Raw genomic sequence first — 16157 nt, forward strand, 5'->3', positions numbered from 1 at the left:
AACTCTGAACTCTACACTGTACGCTGAAGTACCGTAACACCAAGAACTATAATGCTATAACACCTCGTACTACGAACCTGAACACATAACACTTCGCAATCTACCACTACCTTCGCTGCAACCAAGGTTCAGGATTTAATTTTTGCTGATTGTGCCAGATCTGAAATTGTAGGGCCGAAATACCGTCAGAATCAGTGTAAACCATGCCGACGGGTTCTTCGGCGCGTACTGCTTGCCCCTTGCGGACGTTCACATCTTTCAGGCGAGAATAAACCGTAAAATACTCGCCGTGCTGCATAATAATGGCTTTGCTATTCCCCGGGCCAGGAATGGGAGTGATAGCGATTACCACCCCGTCGAACACGGCTTTTACTTGGGCATTCTGGTTGGTTTGGATGTCTACGCCATCGTTGGGTACTAAAATATTTTTCATCACCGGGTGCGGATTATTACCAAAGCGTTGGGAGATAAAACCACTGTTAACCGGCCACAATAATTTAGATTTTTTGCTGGCAAATGAGGTGGATAACTCCTCCTTCGATGTATTGAGCGCTACCGCATTTTCGGTTTTATTTTTGGCACTTTCTTCTATTTCTTCTTTAATAAGTTTGGCAATCAGCCGTTCCAGCCGTTGCACATCGTTGCGGCGTTTGGCTACTTCTTTTCGGAGCTGCTTTTCTTTTTGGCTCAGGTCACGGATTAGAGCCCGTTGCTTGGTTTTTAGGGCAATCAGATCCTGGTTAGCAATTACCTGCTGGTCTAACAGAACTTGTTGCTCTAGTCGTTTGCTTTCAATCGTCTCTCGCTGATTAATCAAGGTTTCTCGTACCTTCTGGATTTGATTAACTTGATTTTTGCGGGCTTGAGAATACTGCTGCATGTACTTAATCCGCCGGAAAAGCTGGTTAAAAGTTTCTGCCGAGAACAGGAACGTAAGGCGATTGTAGCTGTTGCTGGTTTTGCTGGTGGCATAAACCATATGGGCGTATTCCTCCTTCAGATTCACCAAATCTTCTTCTAAAGCTACAATAACCCCCCCCAGCTCGTTAATCTGCGTAGCTAACAGCTCCAGTTCCTGACTGATAGACTGGATAAGGGATTCTCGGGCTTGAATTTGCTCATTGATTGCGTTGAGTTGTCCGATACTGCTCTCGCGGCGCGAAGATGTTTCGGAAAGAATGCGCTGCGCTTCTTTGATGCGCTGTAGGTTTTCTTTCTTCTCCTTTTCCAGTTGCTCGCGAGAAACTGGCGATTGTTGCGCCCAACTAACCGTCACCGAAAAAACTAAACAGATACCTAACAGTAAGCTGCGGAAGCCCAAAAAGCTACCAACGAGCGTATTTGTCAGGAACTGAAAACGGAAAGCGTAGGGCTTCATTAACAATGGACACTTTTTTATGCTCAATATCAATCTGGGTCCGGCGTTTCTGACCTCGCTGCCGATAGTCCAAAGAAACCAAATTATTAAATGGTAATATCTCTTCATCTAACTGCTTAAAATCACTGTACTGTAGATTAAGCGTGTTTTTTCGGTTTCTTGCTGACCCACTTTCTTCTTTCTCTACCATAGCCACTCGCTCCACTTTCATCAGTTGCCGATCAATAAAGTTATTAATCACCACAGGGCCTTCCATTTGTCGAACTACAAAGTAATTTGTCTCTTGCTTCACTTGGTCGCTATCAACAATAGAGCGGGGCATATCTCCCAACAATACGGCTTGCAGTAGGTCGTAATTAATAGTAAAATTATACTTTTTACTCAGTTCTTGAAAATTGTAGCTGCGGTACTCCTTTTCGAGCCGATTAACGAGCGACAGAGAATCACGATTGATAATTGCCCGAGCGGCTTCAATACCGAAGCCCGGAGTGATTGAAATCCAGATCACACTATCTTTTCTAATCCGAATATTAGCCGTGGCACTCACATTTTGCCCATCACCCCGAAATTTTATTTTGCTACTAGCAGTCAAGTACTCAAAGTCTACGTTAGCAATATTGAGTTCAGTAGCTTTTACACCACTACGGTCTGGCGAGACCCGGCTGGCACCAGCAATTTTTTTGCTACAGCCCGAGGCTAGGATCAAAAGAAAAAGCCCAGTAAGTGAGCCGATGAAATAGCTTTTTATCAAATCAATCGAGCGTATTGAGTTCAGGTTATTCGTATAGTTTTCGGTCAGCAATTTTTTTATCAATAAGTTCGGAAGCATCATCCATACCTTTGGCTTTCATCCATTGCTGCACAGCTTGGTCTACTTCGCCTAGCTTAAAAAGCACATCGCCGTAGTGCTCTATCACTTCGCCACTACTAGCTCCTTGTTCTATGGCTTGTTCAATATACTTTTTGGCTTGTTTGTATTCACCTAGCATGTACAAAACCCAACCGTGGGTATCCAGATAATTTGCATTATTCGGATTTAGTTCAAGCAGTCGGGCAGAAAGTTGCTTGGCGTAGGGCAGTTTCTCTTGGCGCAAAGCTAGGAAATAGCTGTAGTTATTGAGCACATAATCATTGCTGGGGTCTGCTTTTAGCACCGCCTCGTAGGCTTCGCTTGACTTTTCGTACTGCTCTAGTCCGTTGTAAACATCGCCTAGGTAGATATTGCAGTAGATGGTAAGCTCAGTATTATTAGACAATCGTCGGGCCTGATCGAGGGAGTAGGCTGCTTCATCGTAATTTTGCAAGGCGGCGTGTGCGGCACCGTTGTAAAAGTAGACAATGGCTTGGTTAGGAAATAGCTCTAGTGCCTGTTCAGAGTGTTTTACTACGCTATCGGTTTCTTGTAAAGTCTGAAACTCAATAGTGAGCAAATTTTGCCAAACGTCAAAGTTGGTATCATCGTACTGAATGGACTGTAGGTAATAATCACGGGCCTGACGGGCACTGTCAATAGCATTCAAGTAATCGCCTTTAATGATGTAGGCTTCGGCTTCATCGGGGTGCGACTCCAGCATTTTGTCCGTCAGGGTACTTACCAGTTGCTGATTGTTGGGCAACTCTCGAATGTACTTCGCTACCAGTTCTAGCTTAAGCTTTAAGTTTAATCCAGGGTTGGTAAAGGCCGCACTCATGTGTTTTTCGGCTTCCGCATCATTCCCCTGGTTCTGATAAATTTTAGCTAACAACAGCTCAGCTTCCGGATTATCGGGCGATATTTCCAGCAAACCCTTTAGGTACGGAATGGCATCTGCATCCTTGCCGTTAGAGATAAACATTTCGGCTAGCCCAATTACGTAATCGCCTTCACCCGGAAAAGTCTCAATAAGCTGCTCACCTTCGGTAATCGCTTTCTCCAGGTTGTTCTGTTGTAAGTAAATGCGCTGCTTGGCAGTGGTTACCTCCGGTAAGATTCCGTATTTCTGCTCAATGCGGTTATAGGTTTCAATGGACTGATCGAACTCCTGTTGGTAGAGGTAGAGAGCGGCTAGATCAAACAGGTAATCTTCGGTTTTATCTAGGCGGTCAATCATGGTTTCGTACACCAGGGCGGCTCCCGCAAAATCGGACTGCTGGGTTAAGACTTCGGCCTTGGTAAGATAGTAGTACTTGTTATCGGGGTCTAACTCAAGTGCACTGTTGGCGTGAACCAATGCATCGTCTAGCACTCCCTGCCGCGACAGAATAGAGGCAATTTTAAAGTGGGCCGCAGCATTGTTTGGGTCACTTTCCAGCGACTTTTCAAACAGGGCTAGTGATTTTTCAAAGTCCTCGAGGATATAATATTTAGCTCCTTCGGTGAAGTAGTAGGTTGCCTCCCGGATTTTCCGCTCCGCTTTGTCTTCTTTTTTATTCTTTTGACCAAAGCTATTAACTGACGCTAGCAAGATAAATACCAAGCTCACTCCAATACTTCGCCTTACAAAATCAGATACTTTCATGCTACAAAATTCTCTAACCGATTAGAGTGTGTTTGGATTTTATATTTAGAATCTATTATGAGGTGTTTTTTGGTCAGTCGCGCGGCGAACCGTCGAAGCTCTTTTTGAAGGCCGCAGTGGAACTGGGATAGCCTGAGCTATCGCCTGAAAAGAAGCCACCGTGGCGCGGCTGAAGTATGAACGAAAAATGGCCATCAGAAAACTAAAAGATAAAGTTCAAACGCGCTCTAAGTTAGCGCAGACTTGTTAAATTATAGACTTTTTCACGTACTAACAACGAATATGTTCCCCTCAGTAGTATAAACAAAATCAGTGCATGATTTTTACTAAATGAAGGTACCACCCTGTACTCAGCTAAAAAAACTGAAATAAAGAGATTTAGTACACTTTACAATGATGATTAATTAATAATGAGTGATGAATAATGTAATACCCATCAATCACCATTCATTAATCATTATCCATTCTCAATTGCTTGCCAGTGCTACCGTAGCCACCAGCTCCGCGAGTGGTTTCGCTGAGCGACTCTACGGCTTGCCAGCGAATTTGCTCGTGTTTAGCTACTACTATCTGGGCAATTCGTTCGCCGGGCTGTACGGTGTAGGCTTCGTTAGACAAATTTACTAGCAGTACTTTCACTTCGCCTCGATAGTCGGCGTCGATAGTGCCGGGGCTATTCAATACGGTAAGGCCGTGTTTGTAGGCTAATCCGCTACGGGGGCGCACCTGAGCTTCGTAGCCCACCGGAAGTTCCATGAAAAACCCAGTGCTGATTAACGCTCTTTCTAGCGATTGTAGCGTGACCGGAGCGTCGATGGCCGCGTGTACATCCATACCGGCAGCATGTTCGGTCTGGTAAGCGGGGAGGGGATGTTCAGATTTATTGACAATTTTTACTTGAATCATAGGTGGTTAGGCTTTACTGTAGGTCTGTAGGCTCTTCTTTTCTCGCAAGAAAACGATTAGGGTAAATAACAGGGTTAGTCCAATATTCAAACCGTTTTCCCCGAGAACTGACGTTAAATCTACGGCAAATGATAGATAAATCAAGCCAATACCAGCAATTAGGTAAGTCAGTGACGGGCCAAAGAAGTAGGGAATAGGGTAGTACTTTCGTCCGTAGTAGTAACACACGGAGCACATTATAAAATAGCAAGAAATACTGGCTACGGCACAACCCAAGTAACCCAGTACGGGAATGAGACCGATATTGACTACTAAAGTAACTACCGCACCCACGCTGGCGATGATTGTTCCGAAAATAGGTCGATCAGTGATTTTAAACCATACCGAAAGATTGATGTATATACCGTAAAGCATTTTTCCAAACAGCAGAAACGGGACGACATACAGTGCGTCCCTGAAACCTTCACTTCGCAGAAAAATAGTCCCGATAAGCTCTACATTAATACTTACGGCTACCAGAATAAGGATACTGAAGACCGTAAAATAGTGCATTACTTGGGCAAAGAGTGAGGGTGCATTTTTGTCTTCAGCTCCCGAAAAAAAGAAAGGTTCACCCGCGTAGCGAAAGGCTTGTACCGCCAGCAGCATGAAGATACTTAGCTTCACACTGGCTCCGTACGTACCTAAAGCTTGTAGTGAAGTTTTATCCGGGTAGAAATTTTCCGGTAGTAGATCGGCGAACAAAATAATATCAATCCGCTCGTTAATCATACCGGCTAAGCCCATGAGCAGAATAGGAGAAGCGTAGGCAAGCATAGGCTTAATAAAGCGATGATCCCAAACCGGCCGAAATTTGATCAGCCATTGCCACAAAAAAAGTGGGGTTACTAAGCTAGCGATTAGGTTGGCCAGAAATACGTAACTCACGCTGATTACTCCTTCTTCGCTGGCAAACCAAACCGAAGGGTTCATAAGTTGGGGTAGCAGCAGCAGAAAGAATAACTGAAGCCCGATCTGCAAACCAAGATTGGACAGCTTGGTAATAACAAACCATTTTGCCTTGTTCTCCAAGCGTAGTTGGGCAAACGGAATAGCGACAAACGCATCTAGCAGCATAATGATGGCTAGCCATCGAACAATGTGAGCATCCTCCGGGTAACCTAGCCACTGGGCAATAGTGGGTGCCTGCCAGAATAGCAAAGCTGATACTGTAAAGCTAATTAATAAGACCCAGGTAAGTGCTGATCGGAAGATTGTGATTTGGTCGGACTGATACTTTTTCTGAGAGGCAAAGCGAAAATAGGCGGTTTCCATGCCGAAAGTATACAGTATATTAAATAGAGCTACGTAGGCGTACAGTTCGCTCATCTTCCCGAATTGCGACTCGGTAAGTATACTAGTATGAATTGGAACAAGAGCATAGTTAAGAACCCGCCCCAGAATGGTGCTAACCCCGTAAAGGGCGGTTTGTCCGGCTAATTTTTTGAGTGGATTCATACGGTGGTGTTCTCAGCCAGCAGGCAGCAATGATCGTACCGAGTAGATCGGGTTGCGTAAACCGAATTAGGTGAACTCCACTGAGCAATCCGTAGGGGAAATCCGCAATTTGCTATTCGCCGGTAAATTGGGGAGCGCGCTTCTCTAAGAAGGCTTGGGTTCCCTCCACAAAGTCGCGCGACTTGCAGCAGGCGGCAAAGCTATTGGCTTCGGTTTGATAGCCGTTCTCTTCGGCTTCGTAGGCAGCGTTTACACAGTCTACCACCATACCAATTGCTAGTGGAGCTTTAGAAGTGATTTTTTTCAGTAAACGCTCGCAGTAGTCTACCAACGCGGCTTTATCTTCTACCAGTTGATTAACCAAACCAATTTCGTAGGCCCGCTCCGCTGAGATTGTATCGCCGGTCATCATTATTTCCAAAGCTCGCCCTCGGCCCACCAAGTTCGGCAGCCGTTGGGTTCCCCCGAATCCGGGAATCAGACCTAAATTAACTTCTGGCTGACCGAAAACAGCACTTCGGGAAGCAATCCGGATGTGGCAGGCCATCGCCAACTCACAGCCTCCGCCTAAGGCAAATCCGTGAACCGCAGCCACCACCGGTTTATCACATTTCTCGATAGAAGCAAATACTTCTTGCCCCACCTCGGCAAATTTGCGTCCGTTTACTTCATTGAGTTCAGAGACTTCTGCAATATCGGCTCCGGCTACAAAGGCTCGCTCGCCCGATCCGATAATAACCACCGCTTTTACATCGCTATCGTCGTAAATTTCCTGAAAAGCTTCGCCTATTTCTTCTAGCGTTGCCTTATTCAATGCATTCAGCTTATCTTCCCGATCGATGGTAAGCGTTAAGATACCATCCTTCACCTCGGTGTCGATATATTTATAATTTGCCATACTACCTTATTAAAACGTAAACTGTGTGCCCGCAACCGTAAAGCCAGTCAGGGACATTTATAAGAAGCTCTGTTTGAGCGTTCGCGCTTTTGAGGTGCAAATATAACAGGTGGGGTAGTATTCTCAAAAACCTGGAATATGTGCAGTTTTTTTACTATAAAATGCAGCTAAACTGCTTTAGTAATTTGAAACAAACATCTTGATTGCTAACGACGTTAACCATTCTTATTACATTCAGTTCAGCAAACTCAAAGCTGGATATAAATACTCATATTTCTTATTCATAAAGCACACACTATGTCAGAAAAACGGAAGATTACAGTTGCTCACGGCGACGGAATTGGCCCAGAAATTATGAAAGCCACTTTGGCCATTTTAGAGGCTGCGGGAGCAGCCATAGAACCGGAGGTGATTGAAATTGGGGAGCAGGTCTACCATCGGGGCGTGAGTTCAGGTATTGAACCTTCCTCCTGGGATTCGTTACGAAGTACCCAAGTTTTTCTGAAAGCACCTATCACCACTCCACAAGGAGGAGGTTTTAAATCGTTGAACGTAACTACCCGGAAAACACTGGGGTTGTACGCCAATGTACGTCCCTGCCGATCGTATAATCCGTATGTACCTACCCGCCACGATGAAATTGATATGGTGATTGTGCGGGAAAACGAGGAAGATTTGTACGCAGGTATTGAGCATCAGCAGACTGAGGAGGTAGTGCAGTGCCTGAAATTGGTGAGTCGCCCCGGATGCGAGAAAATAATTCGCTATGCCTTCGAGTATGCCGAAGCCTACGACCGCAAGAAAGTGACTTGCTTCTCTAAAGATAATATTATGAAGCTGACCGATGGCTTGTTTCACCGAACATTTGATGAGATAGCCAAGGAGTACCCCGATATTGAGAATGACCACATGATTATTGATATTGGCTCAGCTATTCTGGCGGATAAACCCGAGACGCTAGACGTTGTTGTTACCCTTAACCTCTACGGCGATATTATTTCTGATATTGCAGCTCAGATTGCCGGATCAGTAGGCTTGGGTGGCTCGGCGAATATTGGCGAGAGCTGCGCAATGTTTGAAGCTATTCATGGTTCAGCCCCGACCATTGCCGGAAAAGATGTTGCTAATCCTTCGGGATTAATTAACGCGGCTATTATGATGCTAGTTCATATTGAGCAACCAGAAGTTGCAACGCACATTAATAACGCTTGGCTCTACACCTTAGAATCAGGAGTGCATACGGCAGATATCTACCGAATTGGTAGGAGTAAGGAACTGGTAGGCACGCAGGCTTTTGCCGAAGAAATAATTAAAAATTTAGGTAAAACTCCCAAACGTCTGCATCCGGCTGATTACCACCAGATAAAAGGAAGAAAATTGCATTACAGTACGCCACCTAATCCTGACCGCCAGAAAGATTTGGTTGGGGTAGATGTATTCATCGACTGGAACGAAAGTGACCGTAATCCCAACGTTATTGGCGAAGGGCTATCAGCGATTAGCGGTGATGATTTTACGCTGCGAGTAATCACTAACCGCGGGGTAAAGGTATATCCTGATGGTTTGCCCGAAACGTTTTGCACTGACCACTGGCGTTGCCGATTTGTGGCGGAGGAAGGTAAAACTGTTTCTCACCAGCAAATCATTAGGTTGCTGAACCGCCTAGACGAGAACAACTTCGATTTTATTAAGACAGAGCAGTTGTATAACATTGATGGCCAGCGAGCGTACTCATTAGCGCAAGGGCAATAAATGAAATGATGACTAATGATTAATGACGGATGAATGGTGACAGATGATTTGTTTATCATTCATTTATCATTAGTCATTCTCTTCTGGGGTGGTTGGCTCCGGGGCTACTTCAACTTCCTCTGAATCTCCCTTTTCTTTTTCTTGGAGCTCATCTGGTGGTTGAACAGCCTCTGGGGCGTATTTCAGTAGTATGCTGTACCAGTTAACGAGCTTTTTCATGTCCGAGACGTATACGCGACTTTCGTCGTACTCGGGTACTACGTGTTTGAGGAACGCCTTCAGTTCTTCACCGTCCGAGGTATCTACGCCGGGGTCGTCGCCAAATTCTTCGTGAATCTTTTGAAATACATCTTCCAACGGAACGGCACCCTCGGCATCAGTAGTGTAGATAGATACTTCTTTGAGCACTGAGACCCGCTGGTTCATATTCACCATCATTTTCTTCTTCTGCTCGTCCAGTGATTCTACAATCATACCGGAACGGGAAGGCTTTAGTACGTGAAATAATCCGCCTTTCCCCGCAATTGCAGCAATTTCGCTTAAATCCATAATTTAGTGTTCTGTAATTAACGTTTAGGTAACGGGCACACCGCTTTTCTGTTACAAATAGAAGGCAAATATAAAGGTAATGTGTTATAGTGCGAAGTGTTATGGTACTGGGTGTTGAATTGTTCTGGATTTAGAGTTTAAAGTTCACGCTAATAGCACTTAAAGCTTATGACTCTGAATTTTAGAACATTATAACACGCAAACGCTATAGCACCAACAAACCACCTAAATACTCTAGAATATCCTCCCGTCCGGCTTTAGTTACAGATGAACTGGTTAGCATGGGGGGAAGTTCTTCCCAGGTTTCGCGCATCGCTTCTTGAAAGGCTCGGATAGATTTTCGGGTCTTCTTCTCGTTCTGCTTGTCAGCCTTCGTAAAAATAATAGTAAAAGGAATAGCGTGTTGACCGAGCCAATCAATAAAAGACAGGTCAATATTTTGGGGTGGAATGCGGGAGTCAATCAATACGAACAGGTTGACCAGTTGCTGGCGATTGAGTAAATAATTTTCAATCATCTTTCCCCAGTCATCTCGGGTAGTTTTACTTACTTTAGCGTAGCCGTAACCGGGTAGGTCTACCAAGTACCATTGCTGATTAATCAGAAAGTGATTGATAGTTTGGGTTTTACCGGGAGTATTGGAGGTTTTCGCTAGCTTCCTTCGCTCGGTTAGCATGTTGATAAGCGAAGATTTTCCTACGTTGGAGCGTCCTATAAAAGCAAACTCCGGCAATGTTCCTTCCGGACACTGATCGAGCTCCACACTACTCTTTACGAACTCCGACTGCTTAATCTTCATTGCTTTTCTGGTTCCTGGTTGGCCGGTGGATCACTCACTAGCTTAAACATCGGCCGTTTAATCACTGGGCGGTCGGTGCTATCTAATGACGACATCAGTTCTTTATTTTCTTCAATAAAACGATTGAAGGCTTGGCTTACATTGTCGTAGTGCAATCGGTACAGTACTACTCCGCTGTTTTCGCTCACAATCTTATCCGTTAGGTACAGCAAACGGGGGTTATCGGTCACTTCAATAATCCGGTCGGTGAGCGACAGCAGCGAATCACTTAGCTGTCCGGTAAGGCTATCGTATTGATAAATTTGGCGGGTATTGGCCATCGTGACCGAATCGAAGCGAGATGCCCGGAGCTTTTGCACCATTTGCTCTAGCAATGCCAGGGTATCAGAGCCAATCAACGATTTATGGGTTAATTCATCTAGAAGTTCATTAAGATACAGTAGTTTCTGCTCGTCGCTCTGCTTCACGGCAGTCCAGGCATAATTCAGGCTATCGTTCAGGTGATAGTATGTGCTGCGGAGTGAGTCGAACCGCTCAACCGATATTTGCTCCGCTTGCTGAGTAATTGCCGTACTACAACCCACTAGCCAGTAGCCCATTATAATCAAACCAAATTTGAGCAATACAGGCCGATAGCGCATAGAGAAGTATCAGTTTGTTTTATAGGGTAGAAACAAATACAATGATGGCTACGAATATAAGCCATTTGAGAAAGGAATTCGTACTTTGGCTGCAAATTGTTGTACACTGGTATGCCTGCTTCTGATAAAAAATATTTACAAAACGCCTACGAGTATTTTCATAGGCTGAATGTTACGTTCTATTTATTAATTGCCGGTCCGCTAGTAGGCTTTTGCTACGCCTATTTGCAACAAGAAGCCGCCGGTGGATTACAGCCTACGGTATATCTTTCGTGGGTACACTTGGCTTTAATGATAGGGGCAGCGTTGGTTATACTCTTAGGTTACCGCAACTATCAACGAGCATTACAAACCATAGATACAGATTGGTCTTTTCAAGAGAAACTGGCGTTTTTTTACCACAAAAGCCGGGAGCTACACCTGTATTTCATGCTAAGTAACGCCCTGGCAGCTTTAGGGTTGTACTTAACGGGCGAGCATTTATTCGCCGGGGTCTACGCTATTGTGCTAGTTGTGTTCTCGCTATTTCGCCCCACCCCTCGCCGAATTGTTCGTGACTTAAAATTGACCAAAGCTGAAAAAGAAAAACTAGTCGGTGGTCAAGATTATGGAGAGAGTAACCCAGAAGAGAGTTAAATTTGAATGTCAAAGAATACTCGCCGCAGCTAGTATTTCATAGGTGGGAATACTTATTAACTGCAACAATGTTAGCTGTAGCAAGCTTACACAGAATTGAGAATAGTGGTATTTTACTATTTTGTCTTTCCGCTTCATTTGTTGGTTATGTCTCAACCTTCTTCCTCTCAGATACAAGATTGGTTTCCCAACCTGTTTATCCCCGGAGCAGGTAGATCAGGTACTACTACTTTACACTACTGCCTTAATCAGCATCCGGAGATTTATATGGCGCAAGACAAAGAACCTCATTTTTTTAGTAATGATCGCACTTTTCAGTTATTACACGAATACTATGAGCCGTTATTCAGAAAAGGTATAGGATGTCGCTATCGAGGCGAAGCTAGCGTGGCCTATATGAGTAGCACAAAAGCTATTAAGCGAATAGCTGTATGGACTCAATACCCAAAGTTTATTTTCATACTTCGTAATCCTATTGATAGGGCTATCTCTCATTACTGTTATCGAGTAGGCCAAGGCTTTGAGAACAAAAGTTTTAAAGAAGCATTCAGCAGTAGCTCGACTATACAGAATAAAGAAAATATACATGCATCTTACTGTACGGAAGGATACTACGGGCAATGGCTAGAGCGCTACTATCATGCCTTTGGAAAAGATGCTATTCATGTTATTACCACTGAGGAGCTGTCTCGACACCCAGAAGAAGCAATAGCTTCTTGTTTCCTATTTTTAGGCTTACCCAGTTTAGTAGACGTAGTAATTCCCAAGTTAAACCCAAGTATACAGTTAAAAAAACCGCAGCTATACAAGAATATAGTGGAAATGATGTCTGAAAAAAGCGAGAGTTGGTGGAAAAAGAAGTATCAAGAATTAGTGCCTAGTCGTAGCAGAATTACTATCCGAAGAAGCGTAGTGCGTTTATTAGAATACAGTAAAAACAAAATGTTTGCTACTAAGGAACCGCCACTTTTTGATGAAGAAACAAGAGAATGGATAGCGAACTACTATCATTCAGATGTCAGCAACCTTAAAAAGGCTACGGGGCGACAGTTTAATGAGTGGAAAGAGTTTTTGGTTTAGTGATCATATTTTGTATGGTATTAAATAATAAAATACTAAATAAATAAGCTGTTTTCCAATGTTTCTTAAAGATAGCGGGCTTTAACTCAAAAAGTATTCTCATCAGTAGAGATCGACATTCCTGTGTAGTCTCAGTCATTTTCAAGGCTTTTCGGCAAACTAAATACGTTGAATGCAATTTCGGATCGCCGGGGTGGTATTGTTGAGCTGACATAGAATCTACGTGTTTACGCACCTGCGTAGTACATATGTCTAGGTAAGCATACTTCCACGTTCGGGCCGAACGCACCCAGAAGTCGAAATCTTCGTAAGCCAGTTGTTCGTCGTAGCCACCCAATTCGTCTAGCACCTGTTTTCTTATCATCATAGTCGGAGCCGAAATGAAATATTGAGCTAGTACGTCAGCGTACACATCACCTACCGGAATAGGGCGAACGTGCTTTAGGCGATCTTGGTAGTGGTACCAGAGGTGTCTTCCGCCTTCGTCTACATACTCGGCTTCGGTAAACACAACTCCGTAATCGTTTGATAAGCTTTCAAAGTACGCCACCTGCTGTTCAATCCGTTGGGGAAGCATGCTATCGTCGGTAGCAAAATCAATAATGTACTTACCGCTGGCTAAAGCTAGCCCTCGGTTAAAAGCGGTGCAGTTCCCTGCATTTTCGGACAAAAAAAGCGTCTTTATCGGGTAAGTAAATGGATTCTTTTCCAAGTATCTTTTTGCAAGGTTAACACTAGCATCAGTGCTGGCATCATCTACTAAAATAACCTCTATTGCCGAATATGTTTGTTGAGCTATTGAAGATAAGGCTTCTTCTAAGAATTGGGCGTGATTGTAGCAGAGGGCGATCACCGATACCAACGGTTGGCCTACCATTTTAGTAGATAGCTTTTTTTATAAGAAGCTACTCCGCCCATTCTTCTTTTGAAGTTCTGGATGGATTCAGATCCAATCCCCAAATCTAATAAGGCAAGCTCGTTAGACTGACAATAGCGGTAAATATGCGATAACAACAAGACAGTGGGACTATAAGAGCTATACGTAAGTAAAGCTGTATAGTAAAAGGTATACACGATGGAATGAGATACCTGTACGGCAATGCAGGAGGCAACCCGGTCTTGTGAACGACATACTGAAAAAAGCAGATAACGATCAGGAAAAGCCTCAGCGTACTTCTGTAAGTCGCGTAGAGGAATCGATAGTTTCCGTTGACGGGTTTGGTAGCTCATCTCTATGAATCGGTAAACCTCACACAGTTTCTCAACTGGTTCTTTAACAACAATAAATTCAGCTTTAATAGATTTTGCTAATCTTCCTTTTTGCCCAGCCTTCATCTTGAGCAGTAAGCTATAGCTATCAACTGAGATGTGGTAATTCACTTGTTCATCTTTCACAAGAAAACCCAATTCTTGCAATACCTGATAAAATATTTTGATATCAGTACGGTAAGACGGAATACAATCCCTAATTTCTATTGATCTGACCTGTTGCTGAGTTAATTGCTCGCGGACAAAGGCTAAAAAATCTGACAACTGCTCATTGGTAAGCGAAGTACTGTACTCCAGTGAGCCAAACGGAAGTTCCGGTAAGCTGATAGCTTGGAGTGTACCATCTTGTTGTTCTCGGATAGTGAAATGGATGCGGGCTTCAATACTACGCTTCTGATGATTGATAGCATAGAACGACTGAATTGGATAGTCTTTCAGTGCCAGAAATGCTTCCTGATTATACAAAAAAGGCTCAAAAGCTAGCAAGTACCCCGTAGGCCGTGATCCAATACTGTATTCTAACTTTGGTAGGGGCAAAATTATTAGAATATTATAGTTGTTACCATTTGTATGCTTAAAGGTAACGTAATTCTATAATAAACGGCAAACCTACAGTACTGTTGAACAACAGAGGTATATTCTTGAATAATCAATCTACTTAAAATAGCAAAAAAGAACGGCAGGTACTTCATTCAGCGAAGTGGTGCCGTTCTGTAATTAGAAGTAAAATAGGTAGTACTGGAAAGTAATGGAGAATGAATAATGGTTAATGAATGGTGAGTGATATTTGATTCATCATTAATCATCACTCACTAGTCATTGTGGCAAAGTGTGCTTTATCTCTACTGAGCCATGTAGCCACCGTCAAGTGGGTAGTAACTTCCGGTAGCAAAGGAGGCTTTTTCGCTGCTGAGCCAAATCACCATTTCAGCTACTTCTTCTGGGGTGCCTAACCGACCAATAGGATGTTTCTGGCGAAGTTGATCTACCGCTTCTTCGCCCAAAACATCTAACAGTGGGGTTTGAATAAAGGCCGGACCCAAAGCGTTAATTCGTATTCCTTGAGCGGCATACTCCAGAGCAGCACTTTTTGTAAGCCCGATGATACCGTGCTTAGAAGCCGAGTAGGCAGCAGCGTAGGGCATACCCAACTGCCCCATAACCGAAGTAATATTCACAATACTCCCTCCGGTTTTAAGCAGTTCGGGAATTTCGTACTTCATACTGTGAAAAATGCCCGACAAATTAATTTGGATAACGTGCTGCCAGTTTTCTTCAGTGCAGTCGGCCAGGGGCACCAGGTCACCGCTAACTCCGGCGTTATTACAGGCGTAGTCTAACTGCCCGTACTTTTCAACTACAAATTTAATCAGGCTTTCCACCTGATTCGCTTTTGAAATATCTACGGCATACGCGGCCGCCTCACCGCCTGCTTGGCGAATTTCAGCTACAGTTTCCTCGCCCTTCTCTTTACGTCGGTTGGCTACTACTACTTTGGCGCCCTGTTTAGCGTAGGCTAGGGCTACGGCTTTTCCAATTCCGGAAGATGCTCCGGTAACTAATGCTACTTTATTGTTCATTGGTATGTAATATTTACGCAACAAACAAGAAAGATGCAGAACAGTTTATAATTTATCTATAAATTATCAGTGATTTCTAGATTTGTTATTAGCATAATCAGCTAAGAAATCATCACAAGGATAGCACGATAGAAACTTAGTTTGCATTCACAGTAGGTCTGCGGATAGAGCAAATTTTAATGAGCGGGTGCTCACGACCTATCATACCATCCTTAGCTATTATTAAGAGACAACTGCCGACTTGCTTCGTTCAAACCAAGCCAGTGTGCCTTCTAAGTTGGGGAAGTTTTGTACGGGCAGATTAGCCTCATTAGCTGCTTTCTCCACACTATTCATACTTGCATTGGTAAAATGTTTCTCACCAACGATAATACCAACGTGTTTGACGGGAGTGGTAGTAAGCAGTTTAGGAACGAACTCTTCTTTAATCCAACTTTGATTTTCCGCAGAAAGCACCTCTAAGTTACGATGGTCAGACACCCAAAAGCGTAAGTCTTTCTGGCGAATAAGATCGTAGGCCATATTCATTGCTTCGGTGAGCGCTGCGTAGTTCTGAAACCCGCTCCAGGTGAGTAGCATCACCTGCTGTTCAGGCGAATACTCAATCTTGGCGTTCTTCTGTTCCCAGTGTGTAATTGTGTTCATATTGCTTTTGTTTAAATAGAAGATGATAT

The 16157-nt window shown here is 43.8% G+C and carries 16 protein-coding genes; 3 read left to right on the forward strand and 13 right to left on the reverse strand.

Annotation, left to right across the window (positions count from 1 at the left end; translation table 11 throughout):
• Positions 1-106: 106 nt before the first annotated feature.
• The 6 genes from P0M28_RS20720 to P0M28_RS20745 all read right to left on the reverse strand — a co-directional run bounded on the left by P0M28_RS20720 (position 107) and on the right by P0M28_RS20745 (position 7177).
• Positions 107-1378, reverse strand: coding sequence for a murein hydrolase activator EnvC family protein (locus P0M28_RS20720; RefSeq protein WP_302204772.1), 1272 nt, complete (start codon positions 1376-1378; stop codon positions 107-109).
• Positions 1326-2129 (reverse strand): lipoprotein insertase outer membrane protein LolB1, encoded by an 804-nt coding sequence (lolB1, locus tag P0M28_RS20725; protein WP_302204774.1) that lies wholly within the window; start codon positions 2127-2129, stop codon positions 1326-1328. Before lolB1 ends, P0M28_RS20720 begins: the two co-directional genes overlap by 53 nt.
• A 25-nt stretch (positions 2130-2154) precedes the next feature.
• Entirely contained in the window at positions 2155-3876 is a 1722-nt protein-coding gene (locus P0M28_RS20730; RefSeq protein WP_302204775.1) for a tetratricopeptide repeat protein, read from the reverse strand.
• A 450-nt stretch (positions 3877-4326) separates the two neighbouring features.
• On the reverse strand, positions 4327-4779 hold the full coding sequence (gene dut / locus P0M28_RS20735; RefSeq protein ID WP_302210927.1) for a dUTP diphosphatase: 453 nt from the start codon (positions 4777-4779) through the stop codon (positions 4327-4329).
• 9 nt (positions 4780-4788) lie between these two features.
• Entirely contained in the window at positions 4789-6279 is a 1491-nt protein-coding gene (locus P0M28_RS20740) for an oligosaccharide flippase family protein (protein WP_302204777.1), read from the reverse strand.
• A 112-nt stretch (positions 6280-6391) separates the two neighbouring features.
• Positions 6392-7177 carry an enoyl-CoA hydratase/isomerase family protein gene (locus P0M28_RS20745; RefSeq protein WP_302204778.1) on the reverse strand — a complete coding sequence of 262 codons (786 nt, stop codon included), beginning with the start codon at positions 7175-7177 and terminating at the stop codon, positions 6392-6394.
• Between the two features lie 297 nt (positions 7178-7474).
• Here P0M28_RS20745 and P0M28_RS20750 point away from each other — a divergent pair, with 297 nt between their 5' ends.
• A complete protein-coding gene (locus P0M28_RS20750; protein WP_302204779.1) occupies positions 7475-8929 on the forward strand; it encodes an NADP-dependent isocitrate dehydrogenase in 1455 nt (484 codons plus the stop codon).
• A gap of 69 nt (positions 8930-8998) precedes the next feature.
• Here the strand turns inward: P0M28_RS20750 and P0M28_RS20755 are convergent, their stop codons facing one another.
• From P0M28_RS20755 to P0M28_RS20765, 3 genes are all read right to left on the reverse strand, one after another.
• Complete coding sequence (locus tag P0M28_RS20755) at positions 8999-9478, reverse strand: DUF5606 family protein (RefSeq protein ID WP_302204780.1); 480 nt, start codon at positions 9476-9478, stop codon at positions 8999-9001.
• A gap of 205 nt (positions 9479-9683) precedes the next feature.
• Complete coding sequence (gene yihA, locus P0M28_RS20760) at positions 9684-10277, reverse strand: ribosome biogenesis GTP-binding protein YihA/YsxC (RefSeq protein WP_302204781.1); 594 nt, start codon at positions 10275-10277, stop codon at positions 9684-9686.
• On the reverse strand, positions 10274-10918 hold the full coding sequence (locus tag P0M28_RS20765) for a hypothetical protein (protein WP_302204783.1): 645 nt from the start codon (positions 10916-10918) through the stop codon (positions 10274-10276). Before P0M28_RS20765 ends, yihA begins: the two co-directional genes overlap by 4 nt.
• Before the next feature lie 111 nt (positions 10919-11029).
• Between P0M28_RS20765 and P0M28_RS20770 the strand changes: the two genes are divergently transcribed.
• Positions 11030-11554 (forward strand): hypothetical protein, encoded by a 525-nt coding sequence (locus P0M28_RS20770; RefSeq protein ID WP_302204785.1) that lies wholly within the window; start codon positions 11030-11032, stop codon positions 11552-11554.
• A 147-nt stretch (positions 11555-11701) separates the two neighbouring features.
• The gene (locus P0M28_RS20775; RefSeq protein ID WP_302204787.1) at positions 11702-12634 is read left to right on the forward strand and encodes a sulfotransferase family protein; all 933 of its coding nucleotides are present in this window, start codon (positions 11702-11704) and stop codon (positions 12632-12634) included.
• On the opposite strand, the gene P0M28_RS20780 is transcribed toward P0M28_RS20775, so the two are convergent.
• The 4 genes from P0M28_RS20780 to P0M28_RS20795 form a co-directional block, all read right to left on the reverse strand.
• Complete coding sequence (locus P0M28_RS20780) at positions 12606-13511, reverse strand: glycosyltransferase family 2 protein (RefSeq protein WP_302204789.1); 906 nt, start codon at positions 13509-13511, stop codon at positions 12606-12608. The two genes, P0M28_RS20775 and P0M28_RS20780, sit on opposite strands and share 29 nt — an antisense overlap.
• Positions 13505-14440, reverse strand: coding sequence for a GNAT family N-acetyltransferase (locus P0M28_RS20785; protein WP_302204791.1), 936 nt, complete (start codon positions 14438-14440; stop codon positions 13505-13507). Before P0M28_RS20785 ends, P0M28_RS20780 begins: the two co-directional genes overlap by 7 nt.
• Positions 14441-14745: 305 nt before the next feature.
• Positions 14746-15483: an SDR family NAD(P)-dependent oxidoreductase gene (locus P0M28_RS20790; protein ID WP_302204792.1), complete on the reverse strand. Its 738-nt coding sequence runs from the start codon at positions 15481-15483 to the stop codon at positions 14746-14748.
• 222 nt (positions 15484-15705) lie between these two features.
• Positions 15706-16128 carry a hypothetical protein gene (locus P0M28_RS20795; protein ID WP_302204793.1) on the reverse strand — a complete coding sequence of 141 codons (423 nt, stop codon included), beginning with the start codon at positions 16126-16128 and terminating at the stop codon, positions 15706-15708.
• Between the last annotated feature and the right edge of the window lie 29 nt (positions 16129-16157).

It is taken from the genome of Tunicatimonas pelagia (genome assembly GCF_030506325.1).
GTDB classification, from domain to species: domain Bacteria; phylum Bacteroidota; class Bacteroidia; order Cytophagales; family Cyclobacteriaceae; genus Tunicatimonas; species Tunicatimonas pelagia.

Excerpts from the sequence above, each read along its gene's own strand:
- P0M28_RS20790 (WP_302204792.1), bottom strand. The coding sequence starts at position 15,483 with ATGAACAATAAAGTAGCATTAGTTACCGGAGCATCTTCCGGAATTGGA.
- P0M28_RS20795 (WP_302204793.1), bottom strand. The coding sequence starts at position 16,128 with ATGAACACAATTACACACTGGGAACAGAAGAACGCCAAGATTGAGTAT.
- P0M28_RS20770 (WP_302204785.1), top strand. The coding sequence starts at position 11,030 with ATGCCTGCTTCTGATAAAAAATATTTACAAAACGCCTACGAGTATTTT.
- P0M28_RS20755 (WP_302204780.1), bottom strand. The coding sequence starts at position 9,478 with ATGGATTTAAGCGAAATTGCTGCAATTGCGGGGAAAGGCGGATTATTT.
- yihA (WP_302204781.1), bottom strand. The coding sequence starts at position 10,277 with ATGAAGATTAAGCAGTCGGAGTTCGTAAAGAGTAGTGTGGAGCTCGAT.
- P0M28_RS20750 (WP_302204779.1), top strand. The coding sequence starts at position 7,475 with ATGTCAGAAAAACGGAAGATTACAGTTGCTCACGGCGACGGAATTGGC.
- P0M28_RS20775 (WP_302204787.1), top strand. The coding sequence starts at position 11,702 with ATGTCTCAACCTTCTTCCTCTCAGATACAAGATTGGTTTCCCAACCTG.
- P0M28_RS20780 (WP_302204789.1), bottom strand. The coding sequence starts at position 13,511 with ATGGTAGGCCAACCGTTGGTATCGGTGATCGCCCTCTGCTACAATCAC.
- P0M28_RS20720 (WP_302204772.1), bottom strand. The coding sequence starts at position 1,378 with ATGAAGCCCTACGCTTTCCGTTTTCAGTTCCTGACAAATACGCTCGTT.
- P0M28_RS20730 (WP_302204775.1), bottom strand. The coding sequence starts at position 3,876 with ATGAAAGTATCTGATTTTGTAAGGCGAAGTATTGGAGTGAGCTTGGTA.
- P0M28_RS20740 (WP_302204777.1), bottom strand. The coding sequence starts at position 6,279 with ATGAATCCACTCAAAAAATTAGCCGGACAAACCGCCCTTTACGGGGTT.
- P0M28_RS20765 (WP_302204783.1), bottom strand. The coding sequence starts at position 10,918 with ATGCGCTATCGGCCTGTATTGCTCAAATTTGGTTTGATTATAATGGGC.
- P0M28_RS20745 (WP_302204778.1), bottom strand. The coding sequence starts at position 7,177 with ATGGCAAATTATAAATATATCGACACCGAGGTGAAGGATGGTATCTTA.